The sequence below is a fragment of the Paenibacillus sp. FSL H8-0104 genome (assembly GCF_038050215.1).
Taxonomy (GTDB): domain Bacteria; phylum Bacillota; class Bacilli; order Paenibacillales; family Paenibacillaceae; genus Paenibacillus; species Paenibacillus amylolyticus.
Genome location: NZ_JBBOTC010000001.1, coordinates 4325440 through 4345640 on the forward strand (window position 1 = coordinate 4325440; position 20201 = coordinate 4345640).

Annotated in this window: 24 protein-coding genes; all 24 read right to left on the reverse strand. The window is 46.0% G+C overall.

Translation table 11 applies throughout. The annotated features are described in order from the left end of the window. Positions 1–76: 76 nt before the first annotated feature. The 24 genes from NST38_RS19180 to NST38_RS19295 all read right to left on the reverse strand — a co-directional run bounded on the left by NST38_RS19180 (position 77) and on the right by NST38_RS19295 (position 20176). Entirely contained in the window at positions 77–697 is a 621-nt protein-coding gene (locus NST38_RS19180) for a UbiX family flavin prenyltransferase (protein WP_017687702.1), read from the reverse strand. Then, positions 698–1564 carry a UbiA-like polyprenyltransferase gene (locus tag NST38_RS19185; RefSeq protein ID WP_076250002.1) on the reverse strand — a complete coding sequence of 289 codons (867 nt, stop codon included), beginning with the start codon at positions 1562–1564 and terminating at the stop codon, positions 698–700. Beyond that, on the reverse strand, positions 1557–2285 hold the full coding sequence (locus tag NST38_RS19190; RefSeq protein WP_036607690.1) for a demethylmenaquinone methyltransferase: 729 nt from the start codon (positions 2283–2285) through the stop codon (positions 1557–1559). Before NST38_RS19190 ends, NST38_RS19185 begins: the two co-directional genes overlap by 8 nt. Before the next feature lie 15 nt (positions 2286–2300). Beyond that, the gene (locus NST38_RS19195) at positions 2301–3164 is read right to left on the reverse strand and encodes a heptaprenyl diphosphate synthase component 1 (RefSeq protein WP_076250001.1); all 864 of its coding nucleotides are present in this window, start codon (positions 3162–3164) and stop codon (positions 2301–2303) included. Positions 3165–3265: 101 nt separating this feature from the next. After that, positions 3266–3817: a hypothetical protein gene (locus tag NST38_RS19200; RefSeq protein ID WP_076209915.1), complete on the reverse strand. Its 552-nt coding sequence runs from the start codon at positions 3815–3817 to the stop codon at positions 3266–3268. A 121-nt stretch (positions 3818–3938) separates the two neighbouring features. Then, a complete protein-coding gene (mtrB, locus tag NST38_RS19205) occupies positions 3939–4160 on the reverse strand; it encodes a trp RNA-binding attenuation protein MtrB (protein ID WP_017687697.1) in 222 nt (73 codons plus the stop codon). A 169-nt stretch (positions 4161–4329) separates the two neighbouring features. Beyond that, positions 4330–4602 (reverse strand): HU family DNA-binding protein, encoded by a 273-nt coding sequence (locus tag NST38_RS19210; protein ID WP_024630670.1) that lies wholly within the window; start codon positions 4600–4602, stop codon positions 4330–4332. A 217-nt stretch (positions 4603–4819) separates the two neighbouring features. Further along, positions 4820–5806, reverse strand: a complete 987-nt coding sequence (locus NST38_RS19215) for an ABC transporter permease (RefSeq protein WP_017687695.1) — start codon at positions 5804–5806, stop codon at positions 4820–4822. Next, complete coding sequence (locus NST38_RS19220; protein WP_076250000.1) at positions 5803–7320, reverse strand: sugar ABC transporter ATP-binding protein; 1518 nt, start codon at positions 7318–7320, stop codon at positions 5803–5805. The genes NST38_RS19215 and NST38_RS19220 overlap by 4 nt, the downstream gene beginning before the upstream one ends. 115 nt (positions 7321–7435) lie before the next feature. Further along, on the reverse strand, positions 7436–8533 hold the full coding sequence (locus tag NST38_RS19225) for a sugar ABC transporter substrate-binding protein (RefSeq protein ID WP_036672016.1): 1098 nt from the start codon (positions 8531–8533) through the stop codon (positions 7436–7438). A gap of 217 nt (positions 8534–8750) precedes the next feature. Further along, positions 8751–10229 carry a stage IV sporulation protein A gene (spoIVA, locus tag NST38_RS19230; protein ID WP_036607700.1) on the reverse strand — a complete coding sequence of 493 codons (1479 nt, stop codon included), beginning with the start codon at positions 10227–10229 and terminating at the stop codon, positions 8751–8753. A gap of 454 nt (positions 10230–10683) precedes the next feature. After that, positions 10684–11463 (reverse strand): hypothetical protein, encoded by a 780-nt coding sequence (locus NST38_RS19235; RefSeq protein WP_101313628.1) that lies wholly within the window; start codon positions 11461–11463, stop codon positions 10684–10686. Between the two features lie 46 nt (positions 11464–11509). Next, positions 11510–11860 (reverse strand): 2Fe-2S iron-sulfur cluster-binding protein, encoded by a 351-nt coding sequence (locus NST38_RS19240; protein WP_076249998.1) that lies wholly within the window; start codon positions 11858–11860, stop codon positions 11510–11512. A 17-nt stretch (positions 11861–11877) separates the two neighbouring features. Further along, positions 11878–12495: a hypothetical protein gene (locus NST38_RS19245; protein WP_076249997.1), complete on the reverse strand. Its 618-nt coding sequence runs from the start codon at positions 12493–12495 to the stop codon at positions 11878–11880. Positions 12496–12578: 83 nt separating this feature from the next. Further along, entirely contained in the window at positions 12579–12758 is a 180-nt protein-coding gene (locus NST38_RS19250; protein ID WP_036607705.1) for a DUF2768 family protein, read from the reverse strand. 173 nt (positions 12759–12931) lie between these two features. Continuing rightward, positions 12932–13207, reverse strand: coding sequence for a stage VI sporulation protein F (locus NST38_RS19255; RefSeq protein ID WP_017687687.1), 276 nt, complete (start codon positions 13205–13207; stop codon positions 12932–12934). Between the two features lie 103 nt (positions 13208–13310). Next, on the reverse strand, positions 13311–14351 hold the full coding sequence (locus NST38_RS19260; protein WP_036607707.1) for an NAD(P)H-dependent glycerol-3-phosphate dehydrogenase: 1041 nt from the start codon (positions 14349–14351) through the stop codon (positions 13311–13313). After that, positions 14344–14967 carry a glycerol-3-phosphate 1-O-acyltransferase PlsY gene (gene plsY / locus NST38_RS19265; protein ID WP_076249996.1) on the reverse strand — a complete coding sequence of 208 codons (624 nt, stop codon included), beginning with the start codon at positions 14965–14967 and terminating at the stop codon, positions 14344–14346. Before plsY ends, NST38_RS19260 begins: the two co-directional genes overlap by 8 nt. A gap of 11 nt (positions 14968–14978) precedes the next feature. Continuing rightward, a complete protein-coding gene (gene der, locus NST38_RS19270) occupies positions 14979–16301 on the reverse strand; it encodes a ribosome biogenesis GTPase Der (protein WP_017687684.1) in 1323 nt (440 codons plus the stop codon). A gap of 185 nt (positions 16302–16486) precedes the next feature. Further along, complete coding sequence (rpsA, locus tag NST38_RS19275) at positions 16487–17701, reverse strand: 30S ribosomal protein S1 (RefSeq protein WP_036607712.1); 1215 nt, start codon at positions 17699–17701, stop codon at positions 16487–16489. A 142-nt stretch (positions 17702–17843) separates the two neighbouring features. Then, positions 17844–18431, reverse strand: coding sequence for a lysophospholipid acyltransferase family protein (locus NST38_RS19280; protein WP_036607713.1), 588 nt, complete (start codon positions 18429–18431; stop codon positions 17844–17846). Further along, a complete protein-coding gene (gene cmk / locus NST38_RS19285; protein ID WP_036607714.1) occupies positions 18428–19132 on the reverse strand; it encodes a (d)CMP kinase in 705 nt (234 codons plus the stop codon). Before cmk ends, NST38_RS19280 begins: the two co-directional genes overlap by 4 nt. Positions 19133–19235: 103 nt before the next feature. After that, the gene (locus NST38_RS19290; RefSeq protein WP_036607715.1) at positions 19236–19460 is read right to left on the reverse strand and encodes a hypothetical protein; all 225 of its coding nucleotides are present in this window, start codon (positions 19458–19460) and stop codon (positions 19236–19238) included. Between the two features lie 62 nt (positions 19461–19522). Next, a complete protein-coding gene (locus NST38_RS19295; RefSeq protein WP_076249995.1) occupies positions 19523–20176 on the reverse strand; it encodes a flagellar brake protein in 654 nt (217 codons plus the stop codon). Positions 20177–20201 lie beyond the last annotated feature (25 nt).

The following is a 20201-nucleotide window of genomic DNA, read 5'->3' on the forward strand; positions in this document are numbered from 1 at the left end:
CAATACCCCGGGATTCGGGGGACAAATAAACCGAGCAACACTTTGGCAAAAAACAGCCTTGTATCGAACTCAGTCGTTATCCCCGTTCATCCGGTTCTCCCCATCTTGTAAACAGTTGATGTGGGATGCGCAAGCTATCCAGCACTTTACCCACTAAAAACAGAATCAACTCATCCATAGTCTGAGGTTTGTAATAAAAAGCAGGCATAGCCGGTATCATTCGTACACCAAGACGAGAAAGCTTCAGCATGTTCTCCAGATGGATTGCATGAAGAGGCGTCTCACGTGGTACGAGAATCAATGTTCTTCCCTCTTTCATCATAACATCCGCTGCGCGAGACATCAGATTATCCGACGATCCCTGCGCGATGGACGAAAGAGTTCCCATCGAACATGGCATGATAATCATGCCGTCGGCCAGATAAGAACCACTTGCAATGGAGGCCCCTATATCACTCACAGGATGATAGATCAGAGAACCGGCACGGTTGCCGAATTTTTCTTCCAGCACCGCGTCCCGATTCGTCACATCCCAGTCCAATTCTTCTTTCAGTACACGCCACCCTGCATTGGATATGACCAGATGAACGTTATATTCCAAATCAAGCAGCGTTTCAATTAATCGAATGCCATATATGCTGCCACTCGCTCCGGTAATTCCGACAACCAGTCGTTTATTGTCCGGCTGCTGCACCATTTATTTCACCGCCAGATCAATCAGAGTGAACGTAAACACAATTAAACTAAGCAAACTGTTCATGGTAAAAAATGCCGTTTGAACACGGCTCATATCATTAGGCGATACAATATAGTGTTGATAGAACAGAATTCCATACGTCACCAACATGCCTGCGCCATACCACCAGCTCAGATCTGTCATCAACAATAACGCAAGAAAACCAATTGCAGTAATCACATGGAAGAACTTAGCGATCTGCAAGGATTTAACCAGGCCAAAACGGGAAGGTATGGAGTGAAGACCCTCTCCCTGATCAAATTCCAGATCCTGACATGCATAGATAATATCAAAGCCCGCTGTCCAGAACACAATCGTAACGTACAGCACAATCGCTGTCCAATCCATCGTTCCTGTTACTGCTACCCAGCCACCAAGTGGTGCCAAACCAATCGTCATTCCGAGAACAATGTGGCATAACCATGTGAATCGTTTGGTGTACGAATACAGTACCAACATAAACACAGCTATAGGCAACAGCTGCATCGATAATACATTAAGATTGGATGAGGCCCAGAATAACAATATAAATGAGATAATGACAAATATAACAACTTCCCCATTTTTCAACAGTCCTGCCGGGATGGCTCTCATCGCGGTACGCGGGTTTTTGCCATCAATCGCTTGGTCAATAATTCGGTTCAAACCAAAAGCCGCACTACGTGCACCGATCATCGCAAGCAATACCCACATGATCTGCATCCAGCTTGGGAAGGTATCATTCACTACCATGGAGCCGAGGATCGCCCCCATAAATGCAAAAGGTAAAGCAAAAAGCGTGTGTTCAATCTTGATCATTTCTAAAAAGATGCGAATTTTCCTAAACATGCTGATTCTCCTTGGTTCCAATATGCAGTGCCGCGATACCTCCGGTCAGAGGGTAGGCCTGCACTTGTTGTAATCCAGTTTCTGCAAAAATGTCTGCCAGTTCCTGCCTTCCCGGGAAAATGGCCAGTGAGTCCGGCAGCCATTTGTACTGCTCAAAACTTTTAGCAAACACTTTGGCAAGATTCGGTAAAACCTTCTCAAAATAAAAATAATAAATGCCTTTGAACGGCTGCCATGTTGGCTTGGACAATTCCAGGCACACAACCATACCACCCGGTTTGACCACACGTTTCATTTCAGACAACACTTGTCTGAGATCAGGTACATTACGCAACCCAAACCCGATCGTCACATAATCAAACGAATTGTCTTCAAAAGGAAGTGACATGGCATTTCCCTGTGTCAGGGTAATCTGTTTTTGACGTTGCACCGCATTGATCTTTGTCTGGCCGACCTCCAGCATGTTGCTACTGAAATCAAGTCCGTGCATGTGCCCCGTTTCACTTGCCTCTGCCATAGCAAGCGTCCAGTCACATGTGCCGCAGCACAAATCAAGACCGGTATCGCCTTTGGACATATTCATCTTTTTCATGGTGAATTTACGCCAAGCCTTATGCCTGCGGAAACTTAAAATATCATTCATGACATCATATTTTCCGGCTATACTCTGAAAAACCGAATGGACATATTCTTCTTTCGGTTTGGTCTCTCCGCTCCCCATTCGTCTGTCTCCCCCTCAATCTTCCCTTACTGCCGCATGTGAAGGCTGCAAATATGCCAAGTAAGGCTCTAGAATTGCATGTATCTCATGCAAGCCCATCCGCCCTTCCTCATCTTGCAACAACAGTTGAATGCGGTGTGTACACTCGCGAAGCTTGTCCAGCAAAACCTCGCCAACCCTATGCTTCAGCACCATAGCGTTCCATGCACGTGCATCCAATTCAGATTGACGCAACACATTGCGCTCATCGTCATTACCATGCTCGTATATGTGCCAGTATGCATAGCTGTGAAGATATTGTTGTTGGTCATTCATCCGCTTCAGTTCTTCCACGATCGTTTCGCAGGAGCTGAATTCGGTCAACAGGCTGTTCCATAATGACTCTTCCTTATGTTGAATCATGCCTGTAAATGAAAGAAACAGCTGCATTCTCAGCTGTACCGTTTCACGCAAGTATTCGTCAGCCGAAACGAGAAGCTTCTTCATCCGTTCATACAGCGTCATCTTGCGTGCGTTCACTCCGGATACAGCACCACTGAGTTTGCCAATCATTTCAATTCTGCCCGCTTGGGCAAGCAATTGATAAAAACGGCTACTTAAATAATCCCCGGCGAGTACATTCAACTGACGTGAACGCATCTCCTGCTCTTTCCGCTCACCGGAAATGGTATCGATTCGATCATGCGTATCCATGGCCAACTGAACGAGCGAAGTTGCAAGAGCATATAACTCTTGATGCACCTTTTCGTCTGTGCGGCCCACAAATACCTGCAACAGACGTGCTCGGCTATCCGGAAATGATGGGATTTCCGTATGTTGTCGAATCATGTCGTAATCTGTATATTTCTTTGCTAGTTGGGGTACGCGATATGAATTCATTCTCAGCCTCCGAGCCTTAACATTGTTAAACCTTTTCTGCACTACAATCTTATATATTATAGCATATGTTGAACGGGCACGCACTGAATCCTGCTATTCTATTACCCCTGACTTGTCATTTCGAATTGCTTCTTCCACAGTTCGGTCTCCATCAAATGAAACCAGTCCTTCAATTCATCTGAAAAGGCCGCACTTTTCCAGTTCCGTAATGTTTCAATCGCATACAGAGGCCACTCTCCACGCCGAATATCAGCAGCAAGTAACAGATGTCGTTTATGCATCCATTCATCTTCTGCCATCACACGCAGCAGCACCTGATCCACGTTATCCAGACTCCGAAAGCCAAGATCCGCCACAGCTGCCATGTTCTCATAGATTTCAGTGTAACTTGTACCCGTGCCTTTAACTTTGAGGTCCAGTGTCAAAATGGACTGTTTCCATTCCACTCTTGCAATGGGCGTTGATAGTTGCATGGAGCTTAGCACATCAACCAGATTGTCATTCGTTAGCTGAACTGGATGATGTGATGCAGAGGCAGGCTGTACGTTGTCCCCGCCCCATGTACGCATATGTAAGGTTTGTATCGCAACAAGCAGAAAGACCGCCGCAACCGTTGCCAGCATTGAAGCAGTAACAATCATCCGCGGTTTCATATACGCCTCCCTGCCTTTACCTGTTAGTGTAGTCTGTCCGGTAAAGGCTCATACCTCATTGTACAATGAAAAAAAGCAGGCTATGCCTGCAATCTTCATTTGAATGTATTCAATCTGTCCATTACTCCGATTCAATCTGTCCATGCTTGGTAATCAGCGTGGCTTTGCCCCGGATTTTAATAGCTGAAGTATGGGTGGTAAATTGGGCAAACATCACTTCACCCTTGTCCAATTTCTCGGTGTGGTGAAAACGTGTATCCTGACCTCGGGTTAATCCGATCACCTGGACACCATTTTCCTCTGCCTTAATTACAATATAATCATTGCCGGTTGGATGATCCATCACGCATGTCCCCTTCTTTAGTTCGATAGCGTTAATGATGATTAAGATTGTTTCATTTGTCAACCTGCGCCTTATACGAATGAACCGCAAGAATCATCGTTAAAGGGCAAAAGAAAAGGCCGTGAACAAGTCACGGTCTTTTTGTCGACATATGGAATATGTAGAAATCTTATTTAATTCCGTCTTTGAGCGCTTTACCTGGTTTGAATGCAGGAATTTTGCTCGCAGGAATTTCGATTTCTTCACCTGTTTGCGGGTTGCGTCCTTTACGTGCAGAGCGCTCGCGAACTTCGAAGTTCCCAAAACCAACCAATTGTACTTTATCTCCGCTTTGAAGAGCCTCAGAGATTGCTTCGAATACGGCATCAACCGCTTTCGTTACATCTTTCTTGGACAATTCAGTCGCTTCAGATACGTGTGTAATCAAGTCTGATTTGTTCATTTGTTTTTCACCTCCTGTATCAATGTCCTGAATGTTATACTGTGTTTCCGTTTTATAGCGAAATATACGTTCATACGCAAAAAATCTACGTACATCTTGAGCGCTGAACACAAATCTCCGCCTGCGGTCAACAGTCATTTTCGGCAGAATGTCGTCTGAAACCACGGGCATTTCAGACGCCGAACAAATTTCATACTAATACAGACAGCCCACAATTTCAAGTCCGGTTGCGGTTTAAGACGTAAAATGTAACCGCCAGGGCAAGCACGAGAACCCCACCTTTTACAATATCATGTGTGAAATACTGTACGTTCATCATTGTTAAACCGTTCACAAGTACACCAATCAGAACCGAACCAATGAAGGTTCCGATGACATTTGGTTTACCCGCACCAAACACAGAGAAACCGACAAATACTGCAGCTACGGATTCCATTAACAACGGTGATCCCGCATCAATTTGCCCAGATCCTACTTTGGAGGCATAGATGATACCCCCGATTGCTGCAAACACTCCAGCGGCTACATAGGCGAGTGTACGCACCTTTTTCACCTTGATTCCAGACAACCGTGCAGCTTCCTCATTACCACCTGTAATGTACATCTGGCGCCCATATTTCGTATACGTCAAAAAGATATGCACACCTATTACCGCAATAAGTAGCATGATAACCGATATCGGCATACCAAGCCATTTACCCTGCCCTATTAGCAGGAATGTCGGGTCCATCTCTCCCGCAGCTTTGCTCCCATCAGGGAACTGCATGTGATTGTAAATGGTATATCCCTGTGCATACGTTTTGTGAATACCTCCGATAATGTACATCGTGGCAAGGGTGGCGAGCAAATCCGGAATACGCAATTTTACAATGAGCAAAGCGTTAAGTAAACCAATAACAGCGCCAATGATTAGTGGCACAATAATTACAATTGCCAGTGGTTGTTGATACCAAATCATTAACGAAGCAGTAACAACGGTAGTTAATGAGACAGTCGCCCCAACCGAGAGATCGAATCCATCAACAATGAGAGATAACGTAACACCGATCGCTACAAAAGTAACGATAGAGATCGAGCCCAAAATATCGGTCAAGTTACTGTACGTAAAGAAATAAGGCAATTTAATGCCGAAAAATGCGATAACACCTATTATGACTATAATCGCCCCGTAACGGAACGCAAAATCCAGTGATTTATCCTTCATGATTGCACCTCTTGTCCACCGCTTGCATAGTATAGCAGCTGTTCTTGGTTAGTCTCGCCTCGTTTGAACTCTTTTACGATAACACCTTCGCACATGACAGCGATTCGGTCACCAATTCCCATGCCTTCATCCAGTTCACAGGTGAAATAGATTACACCCTTGCCCGCCAAAGCCAGTTCATTAATGATGCGGAAAATGTCACTTTTTGCCCCAATATCTACGCCTTTGGTTGGCTCATCAAATATAAATACATCCGCATCCGCATTAAGCCATTTACCAATGGCTACCTTTTGTTGGTTACCACCGCTTAGATATTTCACTTCCTGTTTCACGGACGATGTTTTAATTCCAAGCTGTTTCACCAATGACTCTGCGTTTAGACGTTCCCTCTTACGGCTTACGAAACCTAATGTACTAAGACGACTTAGCAAAGGTAGACTTAAATTTCGTTCCACGTTCTCCTGAATCAGGATTCCTTGTTTACGCCGCTCCTCCGGTACAGAAACAATCCCCAGAGCCGCCGCATCCGCAGGCTGAGATAGGCGGAGATTACGGTTGTTAAGCCGGATCTCGCCTCCCTCCAGCCGATCTGCACCAATCAGCAAACGAGAGCTTTCCGTTTTACCCGCGCCTACCAGACCCACCACAGCGAGGACTTCACCTCGGCTTACAGAGAGGTTAACACCTTTAACCTTCACTCCACGACGAAGCCCACGCGCCTCCAAAAGCAGTTCCCCCACGGGCGCTTCCGTCTTTGGAAATTCTTCTTCAAATGGTTTGCCTAACATCTGAGTAACCAAATCATTGATCGTCAGTCCCTTTGCTTCACCAGTAAATACATGTTGTCCATCTCTCATAACCGTAACGCGATCACAGTGACCCGTCACTTCCGCAAGACGATGGGTAATGAAAATGCAGGCTACGCCCCGCTCCTTCAGCAGATGTACAATACGGAAAAATGCATCCGTTTCTTCCTGACTCAGCGGTGCAGTAGGCTCGTCAAAAATGATGACCTTGGCATCCTGAATCAAAATCCGTGCCAGCAAAATCATCTGTTTTTCTGCAAGTGTCAGATCGGCCACTTTTTGGTGAACGGATATGTCCGCCCCTAATTGCTTCAATGCCTCAACCGCGCGCTGTTGCAGCTTCCGTGGACTTTTCCACCAACCTCCAGCAGATGAAGCCAACTGATCCAACATAATGTTCTCCGCAGCCGTCAGCTGTGGCACCAGTGCCGCATCCACTTCCTGATAGACACAGTGAATCCCACTTGCCTTCGCGTCTCCCGGAGAACTCAAATGAAGCGCTTGTCCACTTAACTGAATCGTTCCCTGATCCAATGGATAGGCACCGGACAAAATTTTCATTAACGTGCTTTTACCGGCACCATTGGCACCCAGCAGCGCATGAATCTCCCCACCTTTTACAGAGAAATCCACATCCTTCAGTGCAGGAATACCTGAAAACTGCTTGTGGATATGTTCCATTTGAAGCAGAATCGGTGCAGTGCTCATGATGTTAACCTCCAATCGTTCCCATACGGGAGTATCCCATTTCTCATCCAGACTTGCACATCATCTTCATTATGGTGGAAAAAGCGCGCCTTGCGGCGCGCTTCCCTTACGCTGCTTATTTAGCAGTAATTCCGTATTCACTCATCCAGTCCTTGATTCCTTGTGTGCTGCCACCCCAACCTTCAACGAACTCAGACAGCTCCGAAGTGGAGATTTGTTTATCCGGCAGAGCTTCGCGTTGAACATAGACCGGGTTAAGAACAACTGCATCTTCCGTCTCGTCCCCGTTCAATTTCTGATAAGCATAACGTACCTGGACGCGACCAATATCTGTTGGATCCACAGCCGCAGAAGCAACCCAAGGATTTTTCGGGTCCTGAATCATTTGCAGATCCTCGTCACTCATATCGATACCATACACTTTGATCTCATCACGTCCAGCTTGTTGAATCGCACGTGCTGCACCTTTGGCGAACTCATCCCATGCAGTCCATACAGCTGTAATCTCACCTTTAGGATATTGCTTGAGAATAGCTTCCATTTTGGCTTGTGTATCCAGCGCCGGATTCTGTGCAGAACCAAATGTAGCTATTTCCTTGATGTCCGGATTTGCTTTCATGAATTCACCGTATGCAATCTGACGGCGTTCCATCGGTGCGAAACCAGCTACCCATACTTTGACAATATTACCTTGTCCATTGATATCTTTTTTCATTTGCTCCAGCGTCAGTTCAGCCATCTTCTGGTCATCCTGCGACAGGACTGTGGCTCCTGGAACACTGATAGCTGCGTCAAACACGACCACTGGAATATTCTGTTCTACTGCCTTCTTCACGCCTGGCTCTAATAGGGAATCCCCATGATCCGTGAGAATGGCATCAAATTTCTGGTTAATAGCGCTATCAAGCAAGGATACCATTTTTGCTTTGTCATTATCGGCAACAAACGTTGTCAGTTCTCCACCGAATTTTTCGATTTCTTCTTTTACACCCTGTACATATTGCTGCGAGAAAGTACCTGTATTAAACTCCATAATAAGTGCGATCCGTTTGCCGCTTAGAGGGCCTGTAACTGCTTCCGTTTTTGGTGTATCATCTGATGCGCCCGAAGCCGGAGTGGCTGCCGGTTCTTTTTTGATTCCGCAAGCGGACAGCGCCAATGTAAATACTAATAACACACTCAACCATACCCATTTAGTCTCTTTTCTTTTCATCTCTGTATCCCCCTGTCCACTCTCTGTGATCTCGATCACAATAGTTGAATATTAATATAACGGCTAATCCCTAGTATGTAAATGGGTTTTAGCAATTTAAAGCTAAAACTCGCTAAGTTTTTTCGAAAGAACTATTCTTCCTATCCATTTCATCCAAAATAAAGAAATCATATAAAAAAGACCGCGAGGGGATGCCCCCTTACGGTCTTTTGATGTTTTACAGAATGATAGCGATCAAGCCGCCCGAACCTTCGTTAATGATTCTTCCCAGCGTCTCTTGCAATTTGTATCTTGCATTATCCGGCATCATGGCAATCTTGCCCTGGATACCTTCTCGCACGATGGAGTGCAGTGAACGACCAAACATGTCTGAATCCCATACCTTGATCGGATCGTTCTCGAAGTCCTGCATCAGGTATCTCACCAGTTCCTCACTTTGTTTCTCCGTACCGATAATTGGTGCGAATTCAGATTCTACATCAACCCGGATCATGTGAATGGACGGTGCCGTTGCTTTCAGACGTACGCCAAATTTGGTGCCCTGACGAATGAGCTCAGGTTCATCCAGAGCCATCTCGGCGAGAGATGGAGCAGCAATGCCATATCCGGTCGTTTTGACCATCTCCAGCGCTTCTGCGAAGCGGTCGTATTCTCTCTTCGCATGCGAGAATTCCTGCATCAATTGCAGCAGATGATCCTTACCGCGAATCTCGATGCCAACCACTTCCACGAGAATCTGATCATACAGTTCATCCGGCGCGTACAGGTCAATTTCGGCTACACCTTGCCCCATATTCATGCCACTCAGGCCTGCGCGATCAATGAATTCATATTCCATGAACTGTGCGACAACCCGATCCACGTCACGAAGTCTGCGAATGTCCTTAACGGTATCCCGTACGGAATTTTCGTAGTTGCTACGCAGCCAGTGAGTCTCATTGAGTACCATAACCCAGCTCGGCAAGTTTACATTCACTTCATGCACAGGGAACTCATAGAGCACTTCACGAAGTACACCCGTCACATCATCTTCCGTCATGGTCGCTGCACTGAGTGTCATCACCGGAATATCGTATTTGGCAGCAAGCTCACTGCGCAATTGCAGGGCTTCTTCACTGCGAGGACGAGTAGAGTTGATGACCAGTACAAACGGTTTACCCACTTCTTTTAATTCCGCAATGACCCGTTCTTCGGATTCCACATAGGAACTGCGGGCAATTTCGGCGATTGTGCCGTCTGTTGTTACCACAACACCCAGTGTGGAATGCTCCTGAATGACTTTGCGAGTACCAATCTCGGCGGCTTCCTGGAACGGAATTGGTTCCTCGAACCAAGGCGTGGAGATCATGCGTGGACCATTCTCATCCTCGTATCCCTTGGCTCCTTCCACCGCGTAACCTACACAATCCACAAGGCGCACATTGACATCGAGTCCTTCTGCCACCTTAATCTGGACTGCGTTATTTGGTACGAATTTTGGTTCGGTAGTCATGATTGTTTTACCTGCTGCACTCTGTGGAAGTTCATCCACCGCTCGACCACGGTCAGCCTCGTTAGTGATGTTTGGCAACACAATGGTTTCCATGAATCGTTTAATAAATGTTGATTTTCCCGTCCGGACTGCGCCGACAACCCCGAGATAAATATCCCCTCCGGTCCGCTCAGCTATGTCCTTAAAAATGTCCACTTTCTCCAATGAAATCCCCTCCCTAAATTACTCCGAAGGAAAAATGCTAAAGAGCATCCGCTTCGTTTTTTCAATCAGAAGACTGAAATCCCTGCAACGGTAGAGCCGCCTTTGTGAGTGCCCGGAAGTCGTCCGCCGCCGAACGTTGCATTCTGATGAAACCGGCGAGAGCGGCGTTAACTCGTACATGCAATTGGACTAGTATCATCTTATGTATCCGTATGCGGCAATATGACGCGTATTTTTGTTTTTTTATCTTAAGGTGATGACATTAGGAGAATCCCCCGATCTCGGACTGCGCGTCTTTATTTCAATCTACTTTATGTGATCCGCGAAGCTTTTATGACGGTTATTGCTCATACTGACAAAAGAAAAAAGAGATATCCCTTATTTGGAATATCTCTTTTTGAACCATTAGAGCCATGGTGGTCATACAGCTAAATCATTTGAATTGCAACCATGCTTATTTTATGGGCTGGGCAACCGGCGCATTATTTTTCCAAGCGTAGAAAACCGATTTTACAGGTACGAAGTAGGAGTGTTCCACCAGCAAATCCCGAACATCTTCAGTCTCTGCTGGAGACACGTCAGACTTTTCCACTGCCTGCATAATATCAAAAGCATAATCTACATAGACCTTGCCTTCGTCATCCATCATAAACGGTAACGCCTGACCTGAATATACACTATTCAGCGTAATGGATGGAGTACCTGCCTGAGCAGCCTGCTCCATATTCACAGCATATAACCCCGGATACAGTTCTTCCCCGCTTGGCAGCTTATTGTTATGTACGGACTTATATTGATTAACCAATCGTTGCACATCGTTTACTTTCTGTACGGTCAGAAGATCCATCACTTTAATGGTCGGATTCACTTCTTCGTCCTGAATAAGGAAGTAAGCGCTCCCACCACTTTCAAAAGCAGTCCCCGGTATTTCATCCAGATACCCCAGTTGTTTCAACTTGGGCAGGTCCACTCTGAACTTCTCATATTTTGGCGTTTCCATATCTGCATTGATGATTGGCAAAATCCCCTCATCTTGCTGAAATGCCTCGACCGCACTCTGGATGCGGCTCACGCTTTCCCGATAGGCTATCTTAGGGTCTGAATTGCTCTGGGATGGATACATACAACCACTTGCTGTAAAAGCAAACAACAGGAATAACAGCAGACCGCCCGTCTGATGTTTCAGACGCTGCCGTCTGCTTCCTTCCACACATTTTGGCTTGTTTCTAATCATTCGTGTCCTCCTTGAATAACTCATTAGAGAATCAATGTCATAACGCTCAGAACCAGTCGTCTTCCTGTTGTTGACGTTCCAGTTGTTTCCGAATGGCTGCCTTCAGCGGGTCCTCTGGAACATGAACCGATAGAGATCCACACACCTTGGCCTGACAGGACAGTCGTGTACCTGCTTCCAACAGTGAACCTAGCTTGCGCTTTTCTGCATCTGTTGGTGGATACAGTTCCGTCCGATGTTCTTCATCCACGTTCACTTTGCACATCAGGCAAGCCGCTTTGCCATCACATCGGGTCGTAATCTTGACTCCAGCACGTCGTGCTGCATGCAGAAGTGTTGCCCCTGGTTTGAGCACTATCGATTTGTTCATAGGTAAAAAAGTAACTTTATAGTCCATCATTTTCCTCCCTCAACCTACTGGGGCCATGTAAAGCCAACAAGCTCTTCCACTTCGGCTCTGAAGCGGCTTGTCCAGACATTCTGTTGACTTAACAGCATCATTATAGGTTGATGTGCATCTGGCTGCTCGCGCATCTGTTTCGCAATGGGGACATAACGATCTTCACGACCTCGTAGCAGATTAAACAAAAGCTCATGCGCAAGCGGCATCAGTCGCAGGCTATATGAACCCACTTGTGCTACTGGTGCATGCGGAGCAAGTACATGTTCAATCTCAATACGGTACCAACTTTTGCGAGCCCATATTTCGAAACCACCAACCAGTTCCAGCGCACATTCACCCACCTGATAGTGGCTCAGCAGAGAAGCATACGGTCCTGTCTTATCCACTGTAGGCTCGTCAAGCATTCCCCCCGGAGCGCTACGGTGAAGTTCTTTAGCAGCAGCAACATCCGCATAGATATCAATATCTCTCGGAGCCTGTTGCAACTCCACTCCTTGAAGCAGCAACCCACAACTTCCTCCAAGTAACCATGTCTGTGGCTGTGTGTTCCAGGCTTTGGCCGTTTCCAGCAAAGCCGCGTGTAATTCCGGATAACGCTCTGTCCGACCCTCCGTATCATGCGGCCCCATAGGCTCACACTCCCCTCATCCGTGTTCATTGTGTCAGTTCTTATGATGTGCTTATGCGGATGTTATCCTTCAGGCATGGGAAATCAGGTCAGAGAAGCGATTCCACCGAACAAGCCAATCAGCATAATCAAAAATGCAATCAGAGAAAGAATCCCCCGTACAATACCTTTTGTTTTGGCACGAGCAAACGTAATCAGGAATACAGATAGTCCCATAATGAGGATGGCCACCAATGACAGCCACATCTTGTCCATTGCGCTCATAATCCAGCAGTCTCCCCTTCAGTCCGATATTCATCACTGACACTGTGACAATTGCAACCATTATAACACGAAATTCAGCTCAACTTTCCAAAAAAAAGACAAAAAAGCAAGCCGGCAGAAGCCGACTCGTCTTTTTGTCTTACTGGATCACCTGCACATGCAGGTGTGATCTATTATTTTTTCATCATCATTTTCATTAACGATTCCATACTGCTCGGATTCAATCCGCTTTTCTTGACCGCACTCACAATATCCTTAACCGTATCCTCAGATACCGGAACTTTCGCCATGGCGGATACTTGTTTGATCAATTGGCGCAACTGAGCTTCATTCTGAATCGTCGTTGGTTTCACCGTGCTTGCCAATTTCTTAACGGCACCTTCCGTTATCGTTTTACCCGTTTTCTTGTTGATTGCATTCAGTGCATCTTTGGAAATGTTGTTACCCATTCGTCTCCCCTCCTCCGGCAATACTCATGTGTATAGTATGAGTCTGCTACAGAAAAGGTGAATAAGCTTCTTATTTCACAAGGTACGTTTAGGCTGATTACAATCAGGAATGCCACTGCTCCCAGGTTTCAAGCTTCATGACTTCCATTTCAGTCTTCGGGTCACGTCCCATCAAGGCTTCAACCGCATCACGCGGCTGTCTCTCCTGGAATAAAACGTGATATAACTGATCCGCAATTGGCATTTGTACACCGTATTTTTGTGAGATGAAATAGGCAGCTTGCGTAGTTCGAATGCCTTCTACCACCATGCCCATGGACTTCAGAACATCATCCAGCTTCTGTCCCTGGCCTAACATGGAACCTGCTCTCCAGTTCCGACTGTGCTGACTTGTAGCCGTTACAACCAGATCCCCGATTCCAGCAAGTCCCGAAAACGTTAGCGGATTTGCTCCCATCTCAACACCAATACGTGTGATCTCTGCCAAACCGCGTGTTAGCAAAGCGGCTTTGGCATTATCACCAAATTGAAGACCATCGGACATACCTGCACCAAGAGCAATGATATTTTTGAATGCACCAGCCAGCTCAACACCGATCATATCCCGATTCGTGTAAACCCGGAAATAAGCATTCATAAACAAAGCTTGGGCAGATTCGGCAGATGCCTTATCCAGTGAAGCTACAACCACTGTCGTTGGACAACGCTTCACCACTTCTTCCGCATGGCTTGGGCCAGAAAGAACAACCACACGTCCTTCTTCACATTCAAGCTCTTCTGAAATGACTGTGGACATCCGTTTGAGGCTTTCTGTCTCAAAACCTTTGGTTGCATGAATGACTAACATCTCAGGCTTGTAATAAGCCTTAAGCTGGTTCGTAACTGCACGCATGGCTGATGAAGGCGCAACAATTAACACAGCTATAGCGCCTTCCACCGCAGCTTCCATATCAGTTGTTGCTTGAATCCGTGGTGAAAGCTCCGCATCCGGAAGATAGCGAGTATTAGTGTGCTTGTTATTGATTTCGTTAGCCTGGTCTTCACCACGTGTCCACATCATCACATCCAACTGATTGGCGGCGAGTACACTGGCGAGAGCTGTTCCCCAGCTCCCAGCGACTAGAACAGCAACTTTTTTAGACAACTCGTTTACCCCCTCCAGGGTTTTTCGATCCCAATTTATTTTCCTGTCCTTTGGCGAGCTTCGCAATATTGGTACGATGTCTCCAGAACGCAAACAGACAAATAATCAGACTCCCCCAGAAGATATTCATTGAATATCCGGGTAATACCATGATAAAGATGGGTGTAAATGCTACAAAAATCAGAGAGCCCAATGAAACATAGCGTGTCAATACAATAGACAGAATGGCGATCACCCCAGCACATAACGCAGGCAGGAAAGCAAGACTTACCAGAACACCAATGGCTGTGGCAACGCCTTTTCCTCCACGAAAATGGAAGTAAAGCGGCCAGTTATGTCCTGCAATGGCTGCTATACCACTGAGTGCAGGAATCCAGGCAGAACCGTTACTCAGCCAGATTCCAATCCATACAGCTGCAACACCCTTAAGTACATCAAGTAACAGAACAGCAATTGCTGGTCCTTTACCCAAAATACGCAATGTATTGGTAGCTCCCGCGTTTCCGCTTCCGTGCTGACGAATATCGATCCCCCGTATCGCTTTGGCAAGGAGGACACTAAAGCTGATCGAACCGAGCAGATAACTCAGTACAATCGCTGCGATTTGTAAAATCACACACTTCTCCCCTAACTTTCGTCGGACTTCTTCCGAGTAAATATGCGAATTGGTGTTCCTTCGAAGTCAAACGCTGCACGGATTTTATTCTCCAGGTAGCGCTCATATGAGAAGTGCATCAATTCCGGATCGTTCACAAAAACAACCATGGTCGGTGGCTTAACGGCAACCTGAGTCACATAGTTAATTCTCATTCTCCGTCCTTTATCCGTTGGCGGAGGGTTAATTGCAACCGCATCAGACACCACATCGTTAAGTAGATGTGTTTGTACACGTAACGAGTGTTGATCTGCTACCCTTTTCACAACCGGCAACAATTTTTGTAAGCGTTGTTTTGTGAGGGCTGACAAGAATACGACTGGAGCATAAGTCATAAACAGGAAGTGATCCCGAATTTTTCTCTCAAACTCTTTCATCGTTTTGTCATGCTTCTCTACCACGTCCCATTTGTTCACAACAAACAATGACGCTTTACCAGCTTCGAATGCATATCCTGCAATATGCTTGTCCTGTTCAATAATGCCTTCTTCACCATTAATGACAATCAGAACAACATCTGCACGCTCAATCGCACGCATCGCACGCATTACACTGTATTTCTCAGTTGTTTCATATACTTTACCACGCTTACGCATACCTGCTGTATCAATCAGCACGTAACGTTGGCCGTCTTTTTCAAAAGGTGTATCAATTGCATCCCGGGTCGTTCCAGCCACGTCACTTACAATGACACGTTCTTCACCCAGAATAGCGTTCACCAGTGAAGATTTACCCACATTCGGACGTCCGATCAGAGCTACACGAATGACATCTTCATCGTAAGTCTCTTCCTCAAGTTCTGGCAACTTCTCCACAATTGCATCAAGCAAGTCACCTACACCTGTACCGTGACTTCCGGATACGCCGATGGGATCACCGAAACCAAATCCATAAAACTCATAAATGAGCTCACTTCGTCCGATATTATCCACTTTGTTAACGGCTACAACAATAGGCTTGCCTGAGCGGTAGAGCATCTCTGCTACCTCTTCATCCGATTGCGTAATACCTGCTTTTGCATCACACATGAATACAATAACATCCGCTTCTTCAATAGCGAGCTCTGCTTGCATCCGAATCGATTTTAAGATTACATCTTCACCATCAATTTCGATACCACCTGTATCAATGATACTAAATGGTTTACCGTTCCATTCACCGATTCCATATATACGGTCACGGGTAATGCCCGGCTTGTCTTCCACAATGGCCAGTCTGTCGCCGATGATCCGATTGAAAATGGTGGATTTACCCACGTTCGGTCGTCCGACAATTGCCACAACGGGTCTTGCCATACATTCCACTCCTCCTGTCCATACTTACGATACTCATCATAGCAAAAAAGATATATCTTGGCTAACGTTTCATGCCAAATTACTCGCAATAAAAACAATCGGCGAACCCGCCTTGGGCTCGCCGATCTTGCTTTTGTTATTCAGCAAAATATGCAGTATATAACTTAGAACCATGCATTGTTAACTTATTTGAATTTGCTGAGTTTGTCTCCAAACAGTTCGCCAAGCGTAGTGCTCATACCTTGATTGTTCAAGGAAACGTTTGGATTGTTGATTTCTTCACGCGGAGCGTTGTTTCTTGAAGGTCTTTCTGATTTTTGTGGTTGAGCTGGAGCTTCTTCTGTTTCTTTGATGCTCAAGCTTACACGTTGCTCAGAAGGGTTCATGTCCAAGATTTTAACTTGAACTTCTTGTCCTTCTTTCAGCACTTCATGAGGAGTGCCGATGTGCTTGTGGGAGATTTGCGAGATATGCACAAGTCCCTCAACACCAGGAGCGATTTCAACAAATGCACCGAAGTCTACCAGACGTTTTACAACACCTGTTACGATATCGCTGGAATTGAATTTTTCGCTTGCTGTTTCCCAAGGACCTGGTTGAACAGCTTTCATGCTCAGGCTGATTTTGCCTTTTTCAGGGTCAACTTTCAGCACTTTCACACTAACTTTATCACCTTCAGACAGTACGTCGGATGGTTTTTCAACGTGTGTCCAAGCCAGCTCGGATACGTGAACCAAACCGTCAACTCCGCCCACATCAACAAATGCACCGAATTGAGTCAAACGTTGTACTGTACCTTCGATCACTTGACCTTCTTGCAAACCAGCCATTACTGTAGCTTTGTTTGCTTCGAATTCTTGCTCCAGTACGTCTTTTTGGGAAAGGATCACTTTGTTGTTCTCACGGTCGATCTCTTTCACTTTAACACGCAGTGTGCGTCCTTTGTAGTCGCTGAAGTCTTCAACGAAATGGCGTTCAACCATGGAAGCCGGGATAAATCCACGTACGCCCACGTCTGCTACCAGACCGCCTTTAACAACATCACCTACAACAACTTCGAATACGTCTTGGTCTTCAAAATGCTTTTGCAATTGATCCCATGCGTTTTCGCTGTCGATTGCACGTTTGGACAGAACGAGTTTTTCTTTCTCGTCGTCGATGCTAAGAACTTTAGCTTCAACTTCTTGTCCAACTTCTACTGCGTCAGACGCGCTGTCAACATGTAATGAAGACAGTTCACGAATTGGAATGACACCGTCATATTTATATCCAATGCTCACATAGGCTTGGTTATCTTCCAATTTGACGATGGTTCCTTTTACGGTATCTCCTTTTTTCAAGGAAACGAATTGATCCAACTCATCTTGGGTTGCTTCTTGATTTTTCATTTCTTCCGACATGTCAAATACCCTCCTCAATTCAAAAACCCCATTATATTCAAACCTGCCTGTAGCAGAGTTCAAAACACTTTCATCACTGAGTGCTCAAACTTTAGTCTCCCTCAAAAATATGGAAACATGCACTCAGCTACCGACGAAGCCATTACTTGCTTGGCACGCCCGTTTGCACCATCTCGTTAATCTTGGACATAATCTTTTCAGTCGCCTTCTCCAGAGCTTCTCCAGATGGGTCTTCCTTGAACTCGTCCAAACTTACTGGTGCTCCATATACAACTTTCATCTTACGAAAAACTTTGTAGTTACCGATAATAGCAGTAGGAATAACTGTAGCGCCACTGCGGAGAGCAAAACTCGCTGCCCCTTTTTTGCCGATACCTCCATCATTGTGACGGCTTCCCGAGGGGAAGATTCCAAGCACTTGACCATCACGCAAAATATTGAGTGAGGTTTTGATGGATTCCTTGCTGACACCTCCACGTTTAACAGGGAAAGCGCCCACGGCTTTAATAATTCGGCCGAGTACCGGAATTTCAAACAATTCGCTTTTGGCCATGAAACGCACCTGACGGCGAAGTTTGATACCAACGGTTGGAGGATCGAAGTTACTAATATGATTGGAACATAAAAGTACGCCGCCTTCTTTCGGAATATTCTCCCGTCCAACGGCCTCCAAGCGGAAAAGAATGGTATAAATGATCCGCAGTAATGTGCTGCAAAATGTGTAAATCATAGACCGATCTCTCCTCTGACCATTGTGCAATAAGATACGATTTTGTCAACCACTTCATGAATGTTCATCTCCGTTGTATCAAGGACAATAGCATCCTCAGCACAACGCAATGGGGAAATTTCCCGATTCTCATCCAATCTGTCACGGGTGGCAATGTCTCGCTCCAGCTGTTGCAACGTCAGTCCTTCAGAGGGGTCCAGTTCTTTGAAGCGGCGAAGCGCACGCTCTTCCACACTGGCAGTCATGAAGATTTTCACTTCCGCATCGGGCAATACTGTCGTTCCGATATCGCGTCCATCCATGACGACGCCCTTGCGCAAAGCCATTTGCCGCTGAGTATCCACTAATTGCGTACGCAGCCCCTCGATTTGCGCATATCGGGACACGATTCCCGTCACTTCACGGGAGCGGATTTCCGAGGTTACTTCTTCCCCATTACAGAACACTTTCTGTCCGTCGGGATCCGGTTGTAAATCAATGACCAGCTTTTGGGCTTCCTGAAGTACCTGTGTCACATCTTCCGGTGTAATACCTTTCCGAAGCATATGCAAGGTTACCGCACGGTACATTGCGCCTGTGTCGACGTATACATACGCGAGCGCCTCTGCAACCAATCGGGCCACCGTGCTTTTCCCGGCACCGGCAGGTCCGTCAATTGCAACGTTCATTTTCCCGTTCTCTGATGTGTTCTGGCTTGCCAACGGGGCATTCCTCCTCAAACGATAAACCTCAATAAAAAAACAGGCATTGCCTGCATCGTGAAAATTATACCACACTCTACACATGGATGCAAAAACAGACAAATCAACGACGGTTGTAATCATTCATCGTTTGCACTTCAATTGGCGTTCCTTCCAGGCGGTCAATGGTGGTCAAATTCTTTTTGAAGCCTGGTACCAACAGCAGCAATTGATATACCACAAGCAGGATTAGAAGGGCTGCAATCAGAATCGTAACCTTTCGTTCCATTCGCCTGGAGAAAACATAATAAAGTCGTTCATATCTGCGAGTTGCATGACGACGATTCAAGGCAATACCTCCGTTTTTTCATTACGGTACCCGCAGTTCCCTCTCTTTATGCCACAACATTCCTATTTCGTGCGATAGTCAAGTTGCCGCTCAAAACAAAACTTGATAATTTTCTGGCGCTCCGAATCTGAAATCTGCATAAATTTGAGCATGCATAGCTGTCTGCCGGTTTCCAGGGTTTTGATCCGCACAACTTCAGCTTCAAAATTCACATGTTCAATGGTTGAATTCCGGTAGGGAACCAGCAACCAGCATTTCAATTTTTGACCTTCAGCTATTGAGAAACCTGTTTCGCCGTAGATGGACAATCCACCACCGCCAATATCTTCAGTCAATCCGACAGCACGGGTCAGATCTTCACTCTGGATGGCCAATTCGAGGTTTGCATGAACACGAAGAAAGCTACGCCGTTGTATTTTGGATATATCGCTCGGAAGCGGTTTGCGGATACGGACAAGACGGACCACATCTTCCTCAAATCCCGTGATATAGGTATTAAAATAATGCCGGACCCCATCCTCCGTAATATATGAAATGGACAATTCATCTCCGAAAAAGAGCCTTTTCAGACGGCTGCTTCCTTGTTGCATTGGGACCTCAATCAGAAAACTGCTGTCATCCATATCTGCAATGCGTGATTTGTACTCTTTGTGTTCCTCTTTTTCATCTGCAGAAGCAATCTGGATGTATAAAATTTCATTTATTTTCGGAAACAAGCTGTTCACCGCCACTTTATGTATT